This is a genomic window from Alteromonas sp. R7 (genome assembly GCF_055755235.1).
In genome coordinates, this window is sequence record NZ_JBVTQX010000001.1 from 420,789 (window position 1) to 440,135 (window position 19,347).

At 44.4% G+C, this 19,347-nt stretch carries 13 protein-coding genes; 7 read left to right on the forward strand and 6 right to left on the reverse strand.

Annotation, left to right across the window (positions count from 1 at the left end):
- Positions 1-35 precede the first annotated feature (35 nt).
- The 4 genes from ylqF to AC0J2X_RS01795 all read left to right on the forward strand — a co-directional run bounded on the left by ylqF (position 36) and on the right by AC0J2X_RS01795 (position 4,311).
- A complete protein-coding gene (gene ylqF / locus AC0J2X_RS01780; protein WP_014950271.1) occupies positions 36-1,040 on the forward strand; it encodes a ribosome biogenesis GTPase YlqF in 1,005 nt (334 codons plus the stop codon).
- Between the two features lie 94 nt (positions 1,041-1,134).
- Positions 1,135-3,198, forward strand: a complete 2,064-nt coding sequence (locus tag AC0J2X_RS01785; RefSeq protein WP_061486295.1) for a glycoside hydrolase family 97 protein — start codon at positions 1,135-1,137, stop codon at positions 3,196-3,198.
- 13 nt (positions 3,199-3,211) lie between these two features.
- A complete protein-coding gene (locus AC0J2X_RS01790) occupies positions 3,212-3,706 on the forward strand; it encodes a WbuC family cupin fold metalloprotein (RefSeq protein ID WP_061486293.1) in 495 nt (164 codons plus the stop codon).
- A 383-nt stretch (positions 3,707-4,089) separates the two neighbouring features.
- On the forward strand, positions 4,090-4,311 hold the full coding sequence (locus tag AC0J2X_RS01795) for a helix-turn-helix domain-containing protein (protein WP_014950268.1): 222 nt from the start codon (positions 4,090-4,092) through the stop codon (positions 4,309-4,311).
- 218 nt (positions 4,312-4,529) lie between these two features.
- On the opposite strand, the gene AC0J2X_RS01800 is transcribed toward AC0J2X_RS01795, so the two are convergent.
- Positions 4,530-5,813 (reverse strand): pectin acetylesterase-family hydrolase, encoded by a 1,284-nt coding sequence (locus tag AC0J2X_RS01800; protein ID WP_039228476.1) that lies wholly within the window; start codon positions 5,811-5,813, stop codon positions 4,530-4,532.
- Positions 5,814-6,141: 328 nt separating this feature from the next.
- On the opposite strand from AC0J2X_RS01800, the gene upp reads away from it, so the two are divergent.
- Both upp and AC0J2X_RS01810 read left to right on the forward strand, forming a co-directional pair.
- Complete coding sequence (upp, locus tag AC0J2X_RS01805) at positions 6,142-6,771, forward strand: uracil phosphoribosyltransferase (protein ID WP_014950265.1); 630 nt, start codon at positions 6,142-6,144, stop codon at positions 6,769-6,771.
- A gap of 185 nt (positions 6,772-6,956) precedes the next feature.
- Positions 6,957-7,982 (forward strand): LacI family DNA-binding transcriptional regulator, encoded by a 1,026-nt coding sequence (locus tag AC0J2X_RS01810; RefSeq protein WP_014950264.1) that lies wholly within the window; start codon positions 6,957-6,959, stop codon positions 7,980-7,982.
- Positions 7,983-7,997: 15 nt separating this feature from the next.
- Here AC0J2X_RS01810 and AC0J2X_RS01815 read toward each other — a convergent pair whose 3' ends face one another.
- The 4 genes from AC0J2X_RS01815 to AC0J2X_RS01830 form a co-directional block, all read right to left on the reverse strand.
- On the reverse strand, positions 7,998-9,500 hold the full coding sequence (locus AC0J2X_RS01815) for a tryptophan halogenase family protein (protein ID WP_472995711.1): 1,503 nt from the start codon (positions 9,498-9,500) through the stop codon (positions 7,998-8,000).
- A gap of 150 nt (positions 9,501-9,650) precedes the next feature.
- Entirely contained in the window at positions 9,651-12,554 is a 2,904-nt protein-coding gene (locus AC0J2X_RS01820; protein WP_416022392.1) for a TonB-dependent receptor, read from the reverse strand.
- A gap of 351 nt (positions 12,555-12,905) precedes the next feature.
- On the reverse strand, positions 12,906-13,484 hold the full coding sequence (locus AC0J2X_RS01825; RefSeq protein WP_014950261.1) for a thymidine kinase: 579 nt from the start codon (positions 13,482-13,484) through the stop codon (positions 12,906-12,908).
- Between the two features lie 5 nt (positions 13,485-13,489).
- Positions 13,490-15,508 carry a putative bifunctional diguanylate cyclase/phosphodiesterase gene (locus tag AC0J2X_RS01830; protein ID WP_472995712.1) on the reverse strand — a complete coding sequence of 673 codons (2,019 nt, stop codon included), beginning with the start codon at positions 15,506-15,508 and terminating at the stop codon, positions 13,490-13,492.
- Positions 15,509-15,986: 478 nt separating this feature from the next.
- Here AC0J2X_RS01830 and AC0J2X_RS01835 point away from each other — a divergent pair, with 478 nt between their 5' ends.
- Positions 15,987-18,497 (forward strand): TonB-dependent receptor, encoded by a 2,511-nt coding sequence (locus AC0J2X_RS01835; RefSeq protein WP_472995713.1) that lies wholly within the window; start codon positions 15,987-15,989, stop codon positions 18,495-18,497.
- 73 nt (positions 18,498-18,570) lie between these two features.
- Here the strand turns inward: AC0J2X_RS01835 and AC0J2X_RS01840 are convergent, their stop codons facing one another.
- A complete protein-coding gene (locus AC0J2X_RS01840) occupies positions 18,571-19,278 on the reverse strand; it encodes a hypothetical protein (protein ID WP_472995734.1) in 708 nt (235 codons plus the stop codon).
- Positions 19,279-19,347 lie beyond the last annotated feature (69 nt).

The window sequence follows — 19,347 nt, forward strand, 5'->3', positions numbered from 1 at the left end:
CACTCCCCTCAACTCGATTACGATAGGAAACAACCATGGCATTACAATGGTTCCCAGGGCATATGCACAAGGCCCTGAAAGAAATTAAAGAGTCGCTTAATCAAGTAGACATTCTTATTGAGGTGCTTGACGCGCGTATTCCATATTCCAGTGAAAACCCCGAAATTGCAAAAATACGCGGCGATAAGCCCTGTATTAAAATTCTTAATAAGTATGATTTGGCAGACCCAGAAATTACTGCGCGCTGGCAGGAGAGCTTAGAGAAAGAGCGCGGCGTGAAGACGATCACGACCTCTAGCGATAACCCGGGCAACAGCAAGCAAATCATGCAGCTGGTTAAAAGCATTTGTTCGTATAAAGAAGGTCAGCCAAAAGCAATTAAAGCTATGATCACAGGTATACCTAACGTGGGTAAATCGACGCTAATTAATATTTTGGCCGAGCGAATCATTGCTAAAACAGGCAACGAGCCCGCTGTAACGAAAAGCCAGCAGCGCATAAATTTAGGCAGCGGTATTATCTTGTTTGATACACCGGGAGTACTGTGGCCTAAGCTTGAAAACCCACATTCAATTTATCGGTTAGCTTCATCGGGCGCTGTTAAAAATACTGCCATGGAATACGACGATGTCGGTTTTTTTGCGGCAGATTACCTCATTAAAGCGTATCCAGAGGTAATGAAGGAGCGCTACAAGCTGGACGAGTTGCCAGATACTGAAATAGAGTTTCTGGAAGCCGCCGCCAAAACGCGTGGGGCAATTCAAGCGGGTGGTCGTGTAAACCTTCATAAAATATGCGAGATCCTGCTTAAAGAACTGCAGTCGGGTAAGTTAGGGCGAATAACCCTTGAGACACCAGAAATGCTGGAAGTCGAAAAAGAAGAAATGGCACTTGAGGCGGCGAAGAAAGCTGAAGCGAAAGCCAAGCGTAAAGCAAAATTCAAAACAGGCTCGTTAACGCCGGATAAGAAAGATCGGAAAGAAAAACGAGAAGAGAAGCGTCAAGAACAAAGCCGTAGGATGAAGAAAAATAAGCGCTAACCAAAAAATAGACTTAATCGATTAAGAAATAGGTTGCAAAAATTCGCTATTACTTGATACTAACATTAGGTTAACAACTTTTGTTGGATATTTTATGCGCGTATTTTTGCTCCTTCTATTGGCCGTCTCCTTGCCTTCAATAGCTAATGAGTTGTCGGTTCTCTCCCCAGATAAAAAAGTAAAGTTATCGTTCACAGATGATGGCGAATTAGCGCAATATCGGGTGTCATTTAACGGAGAACCCGTTTTAGGGCTCGGTAAGCTTGGTTTTACTTTTGCAAAAGCCGCCCCTTTATATCGCGACTTTAAAGTAGAAGAGATAAGCAGGAATACGGTGGATCAAACATGGCAGCAGCCGTGGGGAGAGCAGCGAAACATTCGCGACAACCACAATGAGCTTTTGGTCAAATTCTATAACCCTAGCGATAAAGACCGCACTTTTCTTGTAAGAGCCAGAGTTTTTAACGATGGTATCGGCTTTCGCTACGAGCTACCTGCAAGCGGTAATCGCATAATTACTAGAGAGCTGACTGAATTTAACTTAGTCGATTCTCATCAAGCAAAAGCGTTTTGGATCCCTGCCCATGGTCGAGATAGATATGAATATGTTTATCAATCCACTAATCTGCAAGACGTTCACACCGCTCACACGCCATTCACTGTGAAGTATGAAAACGGCACTCATGTCGCTATTCATGAAGCTGCCCTTGTTGATTACGCGGGTATGAGCCTTAAAAGACAAGAGTTAGGGCGTTTTACAGCGTCGCTGGCACCTCGTCACGACGGGAGTTTGGTGCATAAAACTGGCAGTTTTGTTACCCCATGGCGCACCATTACGTTAGGAAATGACGCAACGGATTTGATTAATTCATACCTTGTTTTGAATCTTAATGAGCCAAATAAACTCGGTGACGTGAGCTGGGTTGAACCAGGAAAATACATAGGTATTTGGTGGGGAATGCACATTGATGAGTATACGTGGGGCTCTGGAGACAAGCATGGTGCTACTACTCAGCGCACAAAGCAATACATGGACTTCGCCGCTAAACACGGTTTTGATGGTGTATTGGTTGAAGGTTGGAATAAAGGTTGGGATGGTGATTGGATAGCGAATTCAGAGTTATTTTCTTTCACAGAAAGTTATCCAGACTTTGATATTGAAGCGGTGACCAGCTACGGCGAGAAAGTTGGCGTGAAGTTAATAGGACACCATGAAACATCAGGAGGAATAACCAACTACGAAGCGCAGATGGAAGACGGTTTTGCCCTGTACAACAAGCTGGGGGTTTCTCAAATTAAAACGGGCTATGTTGCCCATGGCCAAAATCTCAAAGTGCGCGACGACAACAACGTACTGCGCTATGAATATACCGACAGCCAGGACGTGGTAAATCATTTCATTAAAAACGTCACAACCGCTGCGAAATATCAGTTGTCTATCAACACTCATGAATCGGTAAAAGATACCGGCCTTCGCCGTACTTATCCGAACTGGATATCGCGAGAAAGCGCTCGTGGTCAGGAATACAACTCAGGGTGGGCGGCACCTAATCCGCCTAACCATATTCCCATGTTGGCGTTTACTCGCATGCTCGCTGGTCCGATGGATTTCACACCTGGCATCTTCAATTTTGACTACATAAGAAAAAATGACGGCGGAATAGAGTGGGGCAAAGGAGAGGTTATGCGCCCTCAAACAACGCTTGCCAAGCAACTGGCCCAATATGTAGTGCTGTACAGCCCTATCCAAATGGCAGCAGACTTGCCTCGTAATTATGAGAATAATTTACCGGCGTTTCAGTTTATTAAAGACGTCCCCACAGATTGGTCTCATAGTAAAGCGCTTCAAGGGGAAGTGGGCGAATATATTGTAATGGCGCGTAAAGCGAGCAAGCACAAATCCTACTCTGGAAACGATTGGTATGTTGGTGCAATTACGAATGAAGAAGCCAGAGAGTTATCACTACCGCTAACCTTTCTAGAGGAAGGTCAGCAGTATGAAGCGCAGTTCTATCTGGATGGAGAGAAAGCGCATTGGAAAACAAACCCCTACGCAATGAACATCGAGAAAAAGGTAGTGACGTCTGCTGATGTCTTGTCATTAAAGCTTGCGCCATCGGGGGGAGGAGCGATACGCTTTAAATTACGATCGCAATAATAGACAGGGTGTGATGTTGGATAAGATTCAGTATTTTGACAAGGCGTTGTTTGAAACGCTTAAACAGTCGGCTGAGGAAAGTCCTCGCCGACGGGCTAATTTGAACGTACATAAATCTTATACCGACATGGTACAGCGTTTGTTTATTGCAATGATGCCTGACTCCTACGTGCGGCCTCATCGACATGTACAGTCTCATAAGTGGGAGTTCTTCATGGTGGTAGAGGGCGAGTTAGACATTCTATTTTTCAGCGACGATGGCGACGTTGAAAACAGAGTGACGCTAACGGCTGGTGGAGAGACCAGCGGAATTGAGATTCCTCCTAATACCTGGCACGCAACGGTGTGTCATAGCCCAGTAGTTTTCATGGAAGTTAAACAGGGTCCTTACGAAGTCACCGATGATAAAGGCTTTGCAAGCTGGTCTCCTGAAGAAGGAAACGACCAGGTCCCCAATTTTCTTGCATCACTGAAGAAAGCGGCGGTGGGTGATAGCGTAGCCTTTTAAAGGCATTTCTTGTCTAATCACGCACTCATAGCATGCTTTAGGCACTTTCCTTTTTGGAAAGTCATTGCTATTGCTTATCTACATGGTATGGTTAAGGATAAGTGACAGAAGGCCGCTGCTGAGTTTTAGAAAAGCACCGAAGCCTCAACATTTAGCTTAGTCGCGGCACAGGGTCGTTTGTACAAGCACATTGTGAAAAGAGAATTATCATGCAAAACGTTTCAACTGGTTATTTTTATAATTTTAATTACTGATTGCACCTGACCGTCGGTGTTCAGGGGCAAGTATTGGCTTCTGGGCACTGCAGGTAGAACGTTTTGCAAAAGCCCAGAAGGTATCACCATCTGGGCTTTTTTAATGCCCGTAATTCTCGGTAAAAGACAATGAAAGAAATCACACTAGGTGACATCAGAAAGCAGCACAGAGTTAAACAGGAAGTAGTAGCAATGGCGTTATCGGTCACAGCTTCTGGTGTAAGTAAGTTGGAATCAAAACGTATTCAGGACGTTTCACTTCAACGTGCGGCTGCATATTTAGCTGCGGTTGGCGGGAACATGAAAATTGAAGTAACTATGCCTGATGGCGCTACTTTACAAGTAGGGTAGTAGGGCGTGTTAATTTGTTGCTGCATAAATGCACAGCAAGGAACGACAAATCCTAGTTGTAATACCAGTCCTCATAGATAATTACCCACTCAGCGAGACTTAAAATGTTCGTAATCGCTGCGTGTTACCGCAGGTATAAATATGGCTAATCCAACCACTGCTGGGTTGGACTTGCCATGTTATTGATTACTTTTTAATACAAGTTCGCACTACGTATCCTAGTGATAGTATGCCGCGCTATTTTCTCTAAAGCGGCGCGACGTAGCAAACGTGTGTAGCCATTCGTTAAAGGAAATGCCCCGCGCACTCTGCTCATTATAAAATGGGCTAGGTGAGGATACTGGGAAGGCATTATCTTCACAAAAATCGTTTAGCACCATGTGACAGGTGCCTTCACCAAGGTAAAATTGATAATTCCATGTGAAAGCTGACAGCGCATGAAGTGACGCATTAGCCTGAAGCTGCCAGCCAAGTATGTAGCCTAAATCAGATTCTGTTACACCCCATGTTGTTGGGTCTAAATTACCTCTAGAGACCTGATCAGAGATTTTAGAAAACTGAATTTGAACAATGTCGGTTCCTGTTGAGTATTGCGCAAAACGGTTCCAAGGGTACTGATAAGCTAATCGCAGCATCACCTGCTTATTGAGCGTTAGATGGTTAAAATTGCCAATCAGTGATTGGAAATTACGTGGTAGTGTATCTTCTATCCCCCATGGCCCTTGATAGTTTAGTACTGTTTGCGTAAAGCCTCGGGATATAACACCAAGCGACGCATCAGCGAAGAGGGCAACCTTTGTGCGACCAAACAGCGATTGGAAGTAGGGGAAGTTGAACGTTGCACCATAACCGCCCGCACTGCTTCCACTGAGTAGCACTTTGTTGGGTGATAAATCATCGTTGTTCAGTTTTTCTTTAATCCATTGCATAACAACTAGCGCGTTGTCGTGACCACGGTGCTTTAAAGTAACTTCGGCACCAGGTAGACCTGTAACGATACCAAGCTCGTCAACGTACTGCGTGTCTTTTGAGCCTAAGTGTAGGTCGCCAGTACAGTAGGGAATGAAAACTTTTGACCAAGTTTGAAAAGGGTTCTCTTGTGTATCTTCAAATATTCCGCCTGAAATAAATGGCGTATTTTCGATTACGGCTGATGGGTTATAAGCGGCTCGCGACATCGGGTTGTCGTCAAACTCAAGCTGCATTGACGCTAAGCAAGTGGCACTGTCCCAGCAGGCGCCGCCACCATTGAAGTAGATAAGTAGGTTATCACTTTCTCCTTGTTCGAAATAAAACGAGAATGGGTTGGGGGCTAACCCCTCTGGTCCCGGTAAAGCGGGAAGAGAACATGATGGGTACACGGTTTTTTCACCGCCGCCAGGTACTGATACCACCACCTCATTTTCAGGAGTGATTTGCTCCCATTGTGCAAAGGCATTATGGGCACAGAAACTCAGTGCCATTACAGCAAAATAGCGAAAACGTTTAGCGTAAGAATGCATAAACAATTCCTTTTGACATAGATAAACATGGTTTGAATAGTAAGTTTGATTCGGCTGTTTTGAGAAAATTGAACTTCCTGAAACTTTCTCAATCGATCTCATTAGCGCGTAACTACGACAATTCATAGCGAGCGCTATACATTCCTGATCGTGAATTGCGCCACGAACTGTGGCTATAGCCTACGCAATAGGTTATAGCATTTATCCACTCTGTCTAGCGTTGATGTGGCGTTTTAAAGCATTGAATAAACATATTTTTACGACTAATCGCTTTAACTAAAATACTTCTGGGTTAAAATATAGCTAAATCGATTACAAGGAGTCTTACATGGCCGTTCACGAAATTACCCACCCGCTTATTGCGCACAAACTAGGGCTTATGCGATACGCTAAAATTAGCAGCAAAGACTTTCGCGAGCTTGCCTCTGAAGTAGGGAACCTTCTGACTTATGAAGCAACGCGAACACTGCCTACGGAAAGAGCGACGATTAAAAGTTGGTCGGGAGATGAGGTAGAAGTAAGACAAATTAAAGGTAAGAAAATAACTGTTGTCCCTATTCTTCGTGCAGGCCTAGGTATGCTTGAAGGCGTACTGGAACTTATTCCAAATGCGAAGATTAGTGTAGTCGGTCTGTACCGTGATGAAGATACACTGCAGCCAGTTGCCTATTTTGACAAGGTAGTAAAAAACATAGATGAACGTACTGCACTGATTGTTGACCCAATGCTGGCAACAGGCGGTACGTTGATTGCAACAATCGACCTTCTGAAAAAGAAAGGGTGTCGAAGAATAATGGGACTATTCCTTGTTGCTGCGCCTGAAGGCATTAAAGCCGTTGTTGAAGCACACCCTGATGTTGATATCTTTACCGCCGCAATCGATGATAGGTTGAATGAGAAAGGCTATATCCTACCGGGATTAGGAGATGCTGGAGACAAAATCTTTGGCACGCGCTAAGAGCGAAAATCTCTAAAAATTAAGCCATTGAGCAATTTGTTACACAACTCATCGAATTAGCGCTAAATTTCACGCGTTAAACGTTTAAGTTAATGATATAGTCAGAGGGTAGTCAGAGCGCACGCTTGCTACCCTTTTTTGTTTTTAAATCTGGGTGGTTAGTTTCGTGAAAAGAGCTAAAAATAATGAATAAAACAAAACTTACCCTAAAAGATGTTGCTGAACAGTTGGGCGTTTCAACGGCAACCATTTCAAATGCATTTAACCGCCCTGACCAATTATCAAAAGCGAAGCGCGAAGAGATTTTAGCGCAGTGCAAAAAGATTGGTTACAGCGGCCCCAATAAAGCGGCACAGATTCTCAGAAAGGGCACATCAAATATTGTGGCTTTAGTATTAGCCGACAGCATTTCATATATGGTGAGTGACCCCGTCGCGAGTACTTTTATTAAAGGTGTTTCTTCTGCGCTTCAAGAAAATGGCAAGCATTTGTTACTGTACGCGGGCGACTCTGACAGCATTCTTGATGTTGTAGATTTTGTTGATGGTTTTATCTGTTACGGACAACCGCGCAACAGCAACTTGGTAGCGGAGTTGGCAGTGTCGCCAAAACCTGTGGTCACCGTTGACTTTGATATCGAAGACAAGCCATCTATTAATATTGATAACGAAGAGGCGGCCTATCGCGTTGCGTCTCATGCGTTAAATGAAGGTGACAATGTGGCAATCTTTGGGCTTCGCCTGATTGACTCGCCTTCTACATGTCGTATTTACGATAGTCCGTTGATTGACGTAGACAGCTCAATTGCACACCGTCGACTTGATGGTTATTTAAGGGCCGCTGAAGAAAAGAACATCACGGTAAGCAATGAGCGTATTTGGCACCTTCCAGAAAGTGACAGGCACTTTGCAAGACAGGCTGCCAAAGAAGTACTGACCAGCTCTCCAAGACCTAATGTGGTTTTGTGTATGAGTGACATTATAGCCCTTGAGCTACTTCACTTAGCCTTGGATATGAATATTAAGGTACCGGAAGAGCTGAAAATTACAGGGTTTGATGGTATTGGGGAAGCCGAGCGTGCGCGCCCGCGTCTTACTACAGTTTGCCAATCCAGCAGTGGCAAAGGCGTAGAAGCAACAAAAGCACTGCTTAATCAAGTAACAGCAAAGAGTACGCTGCCTTTTGAATTGCAAGTCGGCGAGACGGTATAGGCTGAGCCAAGAGGTTCAGCCCGCGTTAAATAAGGTAGATTGCTTATCAAAGTTTAACGAGCAGCGATTAAAAAATGCGGCAAGCTTCTTTTCTTCAAAAAGATCGCCGCTTTCCTTCAAAGAAGCGGGCTGATTGAGTGCCGGTGGCGGGTATACACCATAGCCAGACAACAAACAGTGCCACGACGTAGTGCTGAAATGTCGACCAATACCTTGCCGCTTTATTTCCTCAACAATATCCCCTTTTCTGTACCACACATCAAGTAAACTAAGCAGTGATTCGGACAGCTTCATGTTAGCTCTGTTGTCTCTCCAATAGTCACTGTCGTTGCGCCCGTTTAGCTTGTAATGACATACGATATAATCTCGGACGCGTTCAAAGCGCTCTGAAACTTCCTGATTAAACGCCTGTCTCTGTTGAGCACTTGTTTCGTTGAAAGAATAGTTGTCCGCGAATAGCTCGATGCTCGTTTGAACTAGGTGTAGTGCGGTTGCTTCTAAAGGTTCAATAAACCCTTGCGACAAGCCTAGTGCAAGACAATTCTTCTCCCAGTGCCTTTCACATTGACCTACACGCATAGATAAATGCTTTGCTTCAACGTCGGTATTTTCCATCCCCAATGCGCGTCGTAATTCACATTCTGCAGCGTCTTTCTCTTGGTACTCCTGGCTATACACATACCCGTTTCCCGTGCGGTTGCGAAGCGGTATCTGCCAACGCCAACCGTTCGACATGGCAACCGATTCAGTTTCAACCGGTAAATTAGCGCATGCTGGTGTAGGCAACACAACGGCCGAGTCATTGAATAGGTTGTCACTAAAGTCCCTAAACGGTACGCCTAGCGTCTTTTGTAAAAGGAGCCCCGAAAAACCCGTGCAATCTATGAACAGGTCTCCATCAAGTTTTTGTCCGTCTTGACAGACGAGATGTGAAATGTCGCCAGATGGTGAGGTATGCACCGATTCAATATTACCAACAACGTGATATACGCCTTTTGTTTTAGCGCGCTCGCGTAAAAATCGTCCAAGTTTTAGAGAGTCAAAGTGGTAGCCGTATTCTATATCGAATGGAAAATTATGTGAGGGAAGAGGGGCAAGGTTTTTCTTTGCCAAATACCCAGCCATAAGAAACTTATCAGGTCGAGTTTCAACATCGAGGCCCAGTCTTCTGGTTAAGGCGTTAACGTGAAATGCCCGTTCACTAAAAACATCTAACTGGCTAATAAAGGGGTGAGAATAGCTGTGTGAATCATTGCCATTCCAGCCCGTGAACTTGATATTAACTTTATACGTTGCTTGGCACTCTTCCATCCAATCATACTCAGGAATATCAAGAGTTTGAAAGAAACGCTTGAGAGTAGGTGTCGAGCCTTCGCCTACGCCTATAGTGCCAATGTCTTCTGATTCTATGAGTGTGATGGTCACAGCTTGATTAGCCCAGCGGTGAGCTAAAAGGTTGGCAGCCATCCAACCTGCTGTGCCGCCTCCAGCAATAACAATTCGGTGTGGTGTTGTCATTAAAGGCTCTGCAATAAAAGAAGGGTGAAATTAAACAGTATCAGAGTTGCGCATTACTGCCACACTTTACATGGCAGTAATGCAAGGCACGTATCCACTATCTAAAGGTGCGTGCCATTATTTTCGTGCGTTCAAAAGGGATGGTCCCTTTTAATAGAACGAATAGTTGAGGTTTAGCATATAAGAAGGACCAAACTCGCGGCGGAGCGTAACAATGCCCGCATCATCAATGGTTTCTTCTTTCTCATCAGTCAGGTTTACGCCTTGTAACGACACTCTTAGCCCTTCCAAGTACTCAATTCCGCTATCTGCAAAATCGTAGCTAATTTGAGCATCGACTTGGGTAACGGCGTTACGAGTTGCAGGCTCAATTTTGTTTGAACCTCCACGCTGATACGTAAGGAACTCAGAACGATCGGTTGCCGCAACCCTAATCTCAAAGCCGTTCATCTCATAGTACGCTGTAATGCTGTACGTATTGTCTGATTGGCCTGGAATGGCTGTTCCATCTTCAAGCTCCGCATCTAGGATTGTCGCAGAAGCGGCAATACCAAATCCATCCAGAGAGTCAGTGAGCATTCTCAAAGGAACATTGGCCGTTAGCTCAACCCCTTTCATTTCACCTTTTAGGCCATCTTCGAAGAATGAATAGAAGCCCTGGTCTGGCGGAGTTACTAAATCGCCCACTTCGTAAGGCGTGTCTTGCGGGCCGTAGTTACCCGCAACGTCCACTATCCTGTCATGGAATCCAGGGATGAAGTAGTTAGCACCGTCATTGGTCACGTCGTTCGTGAAATCAATAAGCTGGTTACCGTCGCGGGTCCAATTAACCAAATCTTTATAGAAAAGCGCAATTGAGACATAACCTTCTTCATCGAAGTAGTTTTCAAATGAAATGTCAAAGTTGTTGGCTTCTAACGGACGAAGGGTTGGGTTACCTGTAAATTTAGACCAAGGCGACCCGAACTCTCTCACCGCTGCCTCAGAATTTTCTGTGGCAATCAGTTCAATATTTTGATCAAACTTAACAAAGCCCGATGCTTTCATTTGGTCGATACGTGCTCGACTAATGGTTTTCGATGCCGCAAAACGCAAATAGCGATTCTCATTAAGTTCAACACTTACGTTCAGGCTAGGGAGGAAGTGAGAGTAATCATCGCCATCGGTAATAATACAGTCCGCATCAACCACTTCGTTGCCATCGTCGTCACACACGGCAAAGTTCGGGCCTACAATACCAATGAAACCCGTTGAGCTTTGGTCCGTTTGTACATATTGTGCACCCACGTTACCTTTTACATTGAAACCTTGAACTTCAGTCTCAAAGTCTAGCTGGGCGTATAATGTAGTGACTTCTTCATCAATGGTGTAGGTATCACCTAAACGATCAGGCTCTAGAAGCCCTGCATCATTAAGCGTATATTCACCATCGTTGTAAGGGGCAAAGCCGTCGTAGGCTACAACGTAACCCATGCCAGCCCAGGTTAAGTCAGCTAAGCCGTTGTACAGATACTGCTCAGGGATCGCTTCAGAAAATGGATAAGATGAAGCGGTTGCGAAGAAACCTTTGTTATCTTTTGCTTTGTATCGGTCGCTATAGTTTACGCCGGCCGTAAAAGTGTTGAAGATTCCCCAATCTACATAACCAACTGCCTCAAAACGTATTGTGGTCAACTCTTCTTCAAAATCAGCAAAGTTCAGGAAGCCGTCTTGGGCGTTGAAATAGCTGTAAGGTTGACCATTTGCCTGTAAAACATCGGTGGTAAACTGATCGGCAATGTTAGCCATACCGCCCCCCCAAACTTGAGGACCCGCAAGCTGTAACATGGTGGGATCAGAGAATGCATCAAGGCTGCTACTGCCGGTAAAGTAAATACCATCAGTGCTCATTTCGAATTGACGTGAACCTAATTGCCCTTCGCCGAGCGCACCAGAACGCGCTAAACCAGCGTATGATTCACCACGCAAGTCACGTTTGTTCGACTCACTGTCTGCCACATCTAAAGTAAGAGACCACTCATCGGTTATGTCGTATTTGATATTTAAACCGAAGGTTTGAAGCTCGCCATCTTTTTGCGCGGGATCTGTACGCAGTACTGGATTCGCGTTAACTTGCGTGCCCGAGTTGTTAATGCCTGTACCACTTACATTTGCCGCAGCGAAGGGTTCGATGAAACCGCGAATCACACCTGAGTCGGAATAATCAATATCTAGCGCATCAAAAACAATGTCTAGTCTATCGGTGGGACGCCATTGAAGAATGGCTGAAATCGTGTCGCGTTCTAGCACGCGGCTAATGGCCTGAGTGTCTAAACCAAACGGAAGCACCTGACCATCGTCATTCTCACCATATCCCCAAACACCGTATTTTCTCTCGTTTCTGGGGGACTCCGTTGATGCAATGGCAAGTGCGAGACCTACCGTGTCATCTGCAAACTTTTCTACAAAGGAAAGAGCAAAACGGTTGCCGCTATTGTCGAACTCTGGATTATCTGAATCGTTGCCACCAAGTTCGTAGACCCCAGTGACGGTAAGGGTTTCCTGGGCTGCTAGAGGACGTACTGTTTGCAAGTCTACTGTACCGCCAATACCTTGGACAATAAGCGAAGCGTCAGAGGTTTTGTAAATTGTGGCACCTGTCATGATTTCAGCAGGGTATAAGTCGTACTCTACGCCACGGTTATCGCCAATACCGATAAGCTCTCGTCCGTTCAGCGAGGTGCCGGTAAAGTCTTCTTTGAAGCCACGTACCGAAATACCAGACGTTCGTCCGCCTACGCGCTCACCTGATAGGCCTGGCAAGCGGGCAAGTGATTCTGCGATTGAAGAGTCTGGAAGCTTACCAATGTCTTCTGCGGAAATGGCCTCAACAATGGAGTCGTTGTCCATTTTCACCGCTTGGGCGCGCATCAAAGAGCCTCGAATACCCGAAACTTGAATAATTTCTACTTGTTCGTCGTCTGGTGTGTCTTGTGCTACTACTGAACCGCTGTTAAGGGCGGCGGTAATAGAAATAGCGATTAACGCAGGTTTAAACGTACTGGTGTGCTTCATGAGTCATACCTTGCTGAGTGTGTTAAACAAAGGTTTTATTATTTACAACGTTTTAACAATAGTAGTTGTTTTACTCATACGCAAGTGTTTTCTTAATTGTTTAAGAAAGGTGTTTGCAAATACAGGTAATAATCGGCTATTTGTGGCTAGCAAGAATGCTTAATGCTTTTTCTTGCTACCTCTAGATAGTACCGAGAAAGTTTGGATAACGCCGATTGAAATCTGGCAAAGAGCTGAAGGGGGAGTGGCAAATTTTTTAGAGAATGAGAAGCGGACAATAAATGCTATAGCCCGCAACAGATATGAGGTTCAGAGACCGCTTATTTTAGTTAGGTTACTTGACGTTGGGATTTAGTCCCAAACCAGTTCTTTAAAGTGCTTGCGACACATTGATTCATAGGTGTCGTTGCCGCCAATTTGTACTTGATCACCATTTTTTACAGCATTGCCATTTTCGTCTAAACGCACCACGAAACTTGCTTTTTTACCGCAATGGCAAACGGTTTTTAGTTCAGATAGTTTATCTGCCCAAGCCAGCAAATAATGACTGCCTTCAAAGGTTTCACCTAAAAAGTCGGTACGCAGGCCGTAGGCTAGTACCGGCACATCAAGTTCATCAACTACGTCCACTAGCTGCTTTACTTGTGCCTTTGTTAAGAACTGTGCTTCGTCAATAAAAATGCAGTCGGGCTTTAACGCTTCGCAGTCTTTGCTTATTGAGGCAAACAAATCATCGCCTTTTGCGTATAGCTTGGCATCTGCTTGTAAGCCGATACGAGAAGTGACTTTCCCAACGCCGTATCGATCATCAAGCGCTGCGGTATAAATCACTGAATGCATACCGCGTTCACGGTAGTTATAAGCTGATTGGAGGAGTGATGTAGACTTCCCTGCGTTCATTGCAGAGTAATAAAAATAAAGTTGAGCCATGGTTATTAGTAGTTTTCGTTATACCAAGAAATAAGGTCGTTGGCGTTTATTGGTCTAGCGAAGTAAAAGCCTTGCAAATAGTCGGTTCCAAGCTGCGACAAATGTTGCCTTTGCTGCTCAGTTTCGATGCCCTCTGCAATGGTTTTACAGCCAAACTCTTTAGCCATTAAAAGTGTTGCTCTTATTATGGTATCACTCTCTTCAGAGCTATTCTGTATAAAAGAGCGGTCAATTTTAATAAAATTGAATGGCATAGATTGAAGACGGTTTAAAGATGAATAACCTGTACCAAAGTCATCAATTGATATTTTGACATCACGCGCTACGAGATCGCTCACTCGCTTAGTCACTAGATCTTTATCAATAGCGAATACGCTTTCAGTTATTTCTAGATAGAGGCGTTCTGGTGAAATTTTAGTTGTGCTGAGGGCATTATCTAAAACTTTAAAGAAGCTGTCATCGAGCAGCTGCGCGACTGATACATTTATCGACATTGCGAGACCGGGTTTGAACTGCCAATGTGAAAGGTCGATAAGCGCTCTATTTAATACCCACGCACCTATTTCTGGCATTAGCCCGCTGCGCTCTGCAAGGGGGATAAATACCGCAGGAGAGATATTTTCTCCGTCGCAGTTCCACCGTAAAAGCGCTTCTACTGACGACAAGGAGTTTGTCGTGACGTCAATGATAGGTTGATAAAAAACAGTAAACTCACTATTTTCAATGGCTAATCTTAAGCGTTCACAAAGGCGCTGCTCTCGCTTTATTTCGTTGTGCAACGTTTCGTTAAATACGCCAATAGAGCCTCTTTGCTTACGCTTTTGATCATACATAGTCAGGTCGGCCTGTTGAATTAAATCAACAGCGCTGTCGCCATGAACGGGGAACATAGCGATGCCGATAGTGGCGTCTAACGTTACCTGATTGTCGTTCGCAATAATGGGAATAGTGACGCCACTGCGCATAGCGTGTGCTACGGCCTTTGCGGTATCAACATTAGCATAAGGAATAACGGCGACGAATTCGTCTCCTCCCCATCTTCCTAGGTGATTTTCTTCTGTATAGTTACGAAGTCTGTTGGCAATTTCGGCAAGTACAATATCGCCGACTTTATGTCCTAAACTGTCATTAACTTGCTTGAATCCGTCTAAGTCGATAAATAGAAGGGCGAGCGAGTTATCAAGGGCACGTGTAGTGTCTATCAAATTGTTGAGATGCTTGAGAAAGCCATTGCGATTAAGCAAATTTGTCAGTGGATCTCTGTTGGACAACCGATATAAATCCGCCGTTCTTCTTTCCACTTCCGCTTCAAGGTTGGCGTTAGATGCATCGAGCTTTTCGTTTGAAGCTATGAGTAGTTTGTTTACTTTAACTGTTTCACTACGCTCAATACGCATCTGTTCCATCAAACTATTATTCTTAGCTTTAAGGTGTAACATACTGATGAAAAAGCGATGGTAGCGAAAAGCGCTAGCGAAAATACCAAACCAGAAAACCAAGCCAAGCACACCTAAAATAAAAAATTTCCCGCTAGCATCAATTAACGCACATAACGACATAGGTACAAGAAGAGCAGTAGAGTAGAACCCGACGAGTTTTATGTTCGGAGACAGGACGGTACCAGCTCCGCCGGACATAGCGGCGAGTACAACCATAGTCGCTGCTAGTTCGACAGTTGCCATGGATGAATAGAAAAGCACTGAATAAAGCGCCCAAATACAACCCGTAAGATAGAGACCGGTCGAAAACCGAATCAAAGCAGGACGCGGGTTATAAGCTTTTCCTGCCAAATTAGTGCGCCAATACAATGCATCAATTAGCCTCAGAAATGAGACGCACACCATTACTCCCCAAATCTGTAGTTTATTTGCAAATGTTGAAGGGGAGTCGCTTTCAAAGAAAAATACCAGGCCAGAAAAGGCAAATATCGTCATCAAGAAACCGACGAAGCTATTGCCAATTAGCATGTCGGTGGTGTCTCGTTCTATTTCAGTTTGTGATATCGATTCTTGATACGTGTTCAACCGGATAAAGCCTTAATTACATTGTGATTCAAATTTAATCCGTTACTTCAAAAGCAAATTTAGTCGTACAGAATAGAGCGAAGCGTACAAATTTAAGTGCACTAAATGATTGTAGTATAGGCTAAATATAATACATATGACGGGGTCATTTTAAAATTCGACTAAAGCAACCCGCTCTTAGTCTGTCTATGTTTTTTCACAGTTCGTTCTGAATACCTGAAAGTGTAGTGAGCTTAATCGATATTGCTTTTTATTTCTTATCTGCGATGTGAACCGCTAAATATAGCTAAAACTTTAGTATATAAAAGTTAAATAAGGCGCTGCGCAAGAGTAAAAACTTTTCACAGGATGTTTACAATGTTGTTCCTTTGTTATAAATTCTTAATCGATTAAGTTTAAATTGTACTGCCGCCTCCCTACGTTAAAGGGGCAGAGGCTACCTTGGATTTAACAAATTCAACACATTGTCGGAGAAAAAATGAACAAAAATCACACGCTCAACGCTTTGACCCTAGCGATTTGCGCCGCTTTTTCGGGCTCGGTTATCGCGCAGGAATCATCAACAGCTGATGCTGACGCAAAGTCGAAAGAAAAATTCGAACAGATTGTGGTTACCGCTGCACCGGGTGGTGCAACGATGCAAGAAGCTAGTGTTTCTGTAAGTGCATTCGACGAAGACGATATTCTTAAACTAGCTCCTCGTTCTACCGCTGAGGTATTTCGCGCGTTACCCGGTATTCGTGCCGAGTCTTCAGGCGGTGGTGGTAACGCAAATATTACCATTCGCGGTATTCCACTTGCGACGGGTGGTTCTAAATTCTTGCAAATCCATGAAGACGGTTTACCTGTTTTAGAATATGGTGATATTAACTTTGGCAATGCCGATAACTTTTTACGCTACGACTGGTCAGTAGCGAATGTGGAAGCAGTGCGCGGTGGCTCAGCGTCAACATTCGCAAGTAACTCGCCAGGCGGTGTTATTAACTTGATCAGTAACACGGGCGAAGTAGGTGGCGGTGCCATTGGAACGTCATTTGGCGTCGATTACGAAGAGTTTCGTTTAGATTTTCGCTATGGCGGTGAAATTAGCGACGACCTTTACTACCACATTGCTGGCTTTGCCCGTGGTGGAGAGGGCCCGCGAGAAACGGGATACAATGGCGACCAAGGCGGTCAGGTTAAGTTCAATATCACTAAGATGCTAGATAACGGCCACATCCGTTTCTTCTATAAAAACCTTGATGACAAAGTATCAACATACCTTCCTTCTCCGGTATTGGTGAAAGGCGATGGTGAATATGGCCCAGTACCTGGTTACGATGCTAGCTCACAGGCATTAAACTCAGCTTACAACACAAACATTTCTACTTTTGACAGCTATGGTAACCCAGAGAATCGCGACGTTCGCGATGGCATCGAATCAAAAGTAAACTCATTTGGCGTTGAAGTTGACCTCGAAGTGGCCGAAAACTTGTTCTTATTAAACAAGTTCCGTATTTCAGATATCTCAGGTGGTTTTATTGCCCCATTTACTGATGGATTCCCAGCGGGCCCTGGCGATGTATCGAATTTCGCTTCTGCACTTTGTGCCGGCGCTACTGACGGTGACGGAAATGCGCTGAATTGCGACAGCACAAGTGTTGTGCTCGCGAACGGACCTGGCGCTGGTGAAGTGTACACAGGACAAGCATTTACAAACCTTCAGTTCGACACTCGAATCAACGATCTGGGTAACATGATCAACGATTTCAGCTTGCGTAAAGAATTTGATAACGGTATCGACCTCACAGTAGGTTATTACTACTCAAACCAGGACATCGCCACAAGCTGGTCAAGCTGGCAGACATTTATTCAAACTCTCGACGGTGACAATTCACAGCTTCTAACAATTACAGATGGCGATGGCGTGGAACTTGTTTCAAACGGATTATTGTCACCAAGCTTCCTTTCGTGGGAGTGGGACTTAAACTATGTAACAAAAGCGCCGTACATGAACGTTGGTTTTGAATTGTCAGATAACATTCTTATTGATGCATCGATACGTCATGACACGACCGAAGCTTCAGGTGAACTCATCAGCTCATGTTGCGGCGGAAATGCTGACTTCGACCTAAACGGTAACGGAACTATTGAGCAAATTGAAGATGCTTCAGCAATCAACAGCGGCTTCATTAGCGGTGGTGTTATCAACTTAAATCGCGCCGGTGCGTCTTCTCAGATTGTTGACTACAGTGCGAATAATACGTCTTATTCAATCGGTGGTTCGTACCTACTAAGCGCCAGTCAGACATTCTTTGCCCGTTACTCAAAAGGTGGCCGTGCTATTGCCGATCGTTTACTGCAGATTGGCGGTACATTGAATACAGACGGCAGCTTAACAAGCACAACATCGGGTTACGATACAACGAAGCAATTCGAGGTAGGTTACAAATACGGTACGAAAGACCTCATGGTAAACGCAACCTTGTTTGATACTGTTACTGAAGATACGCAAGCAGAGGTAACCAGTGGTTTAACCTTTATGCGCGAATATGAAGCAACAGGTTTAGAGCTTGAAGGCCGCTGGACAGCAACTGATAATTTCGTGCTATCCGGTAACTTAACGTGGACAGACGCTGAAATAAGTAAAGACGTAAACAACACTGCACTTGAAGGAAATACTCCACGCCGCCAAGCAGATTGGATTTGGACTATTACCCCTGAGTACGTTACAGATACATGGTCTGTTGGTGCCTCACTACAAGGCTCGACAGAGTACTATGTTCAGGACAATAACGACCTTAAACAAGAAGGTTATAACCTTGTAAACTTGTTTGCCACTTATTGGGTGAACGACCAATTTTCTGTGTCGCTTAATGTGAATAACGCCACTGATGAATTTATCATCACTGAGTCAGAAGAAGGTTCAGCAGAGGTTGGTAGCTACATCAGAGCACGTCCATTGAACGGCCGTACTACAGTGCTGTCGCTTAAATATATGTTCGACTAGCGAGCCAATATCTAGTGCGAAGGTACTAGTTATTGTTCAATTAACGCCCGCAATTGATGCGGGCGTTTTTTATTTATTCACTCTCCGCGGCTTTGAGTAGCTGAAGCTGCTTGGCGATTGCTGCAGAAAGTTGGTCAATTAAATGGCTATGTTTCTTATGAATAACGTGCACCAATTCGTGTTCCACTAGAGGTATATACTCAATTCCAGATTGTTCGAAAATGGCTTCTTCAGAATAGTCACTCGGTAAAATAGCGTAGTCAAATCGCCCGTTGAGCAGTAAATTTATGACGTGGTGAAAGTCATCAAATTCAAAGATGTTGGCATTTAACTCGCCAGGTTTGGCGTGCATATTGAAGAAAAATCGGGTAGTGACGGCTATTGCCTTATCTGGTTGTTGAATTATGCTTTTATTGCACTCAGCTCCCCGTATACACAATAGAAATGATGCGCCATGAGACAGTGCTGGAGGAACAATTACAATGTTATTGTCAGGCTGAGACACTACGTCATAGCGAATAATATCTGCATCTGTCATTCCTTCATCCAAAAGCCGTAAGCCTCTTTCCCCACCCACTTTTTCGAATATAACCTCAATGCCGATATCCTGGTACGCACGTGCTATTAGGGGTTTATAGAAGCTACTTACTCGAGGATGAGTTAGTTCTCCAATGACGAAGTTAGTGTCATCGTGCTGGGCTCTGGCGTTTGAATTGAATAGCAGCGACGAGATAAAGAGAATAAAAAATATTGAAACGGTTTGAATGCCAATAAAGCGCATCGTTTTCACTTTACAAATCCTTGTTTAAGAAAACCACGATAAGCTAAGGGTAGAGTACGAACGAAACAA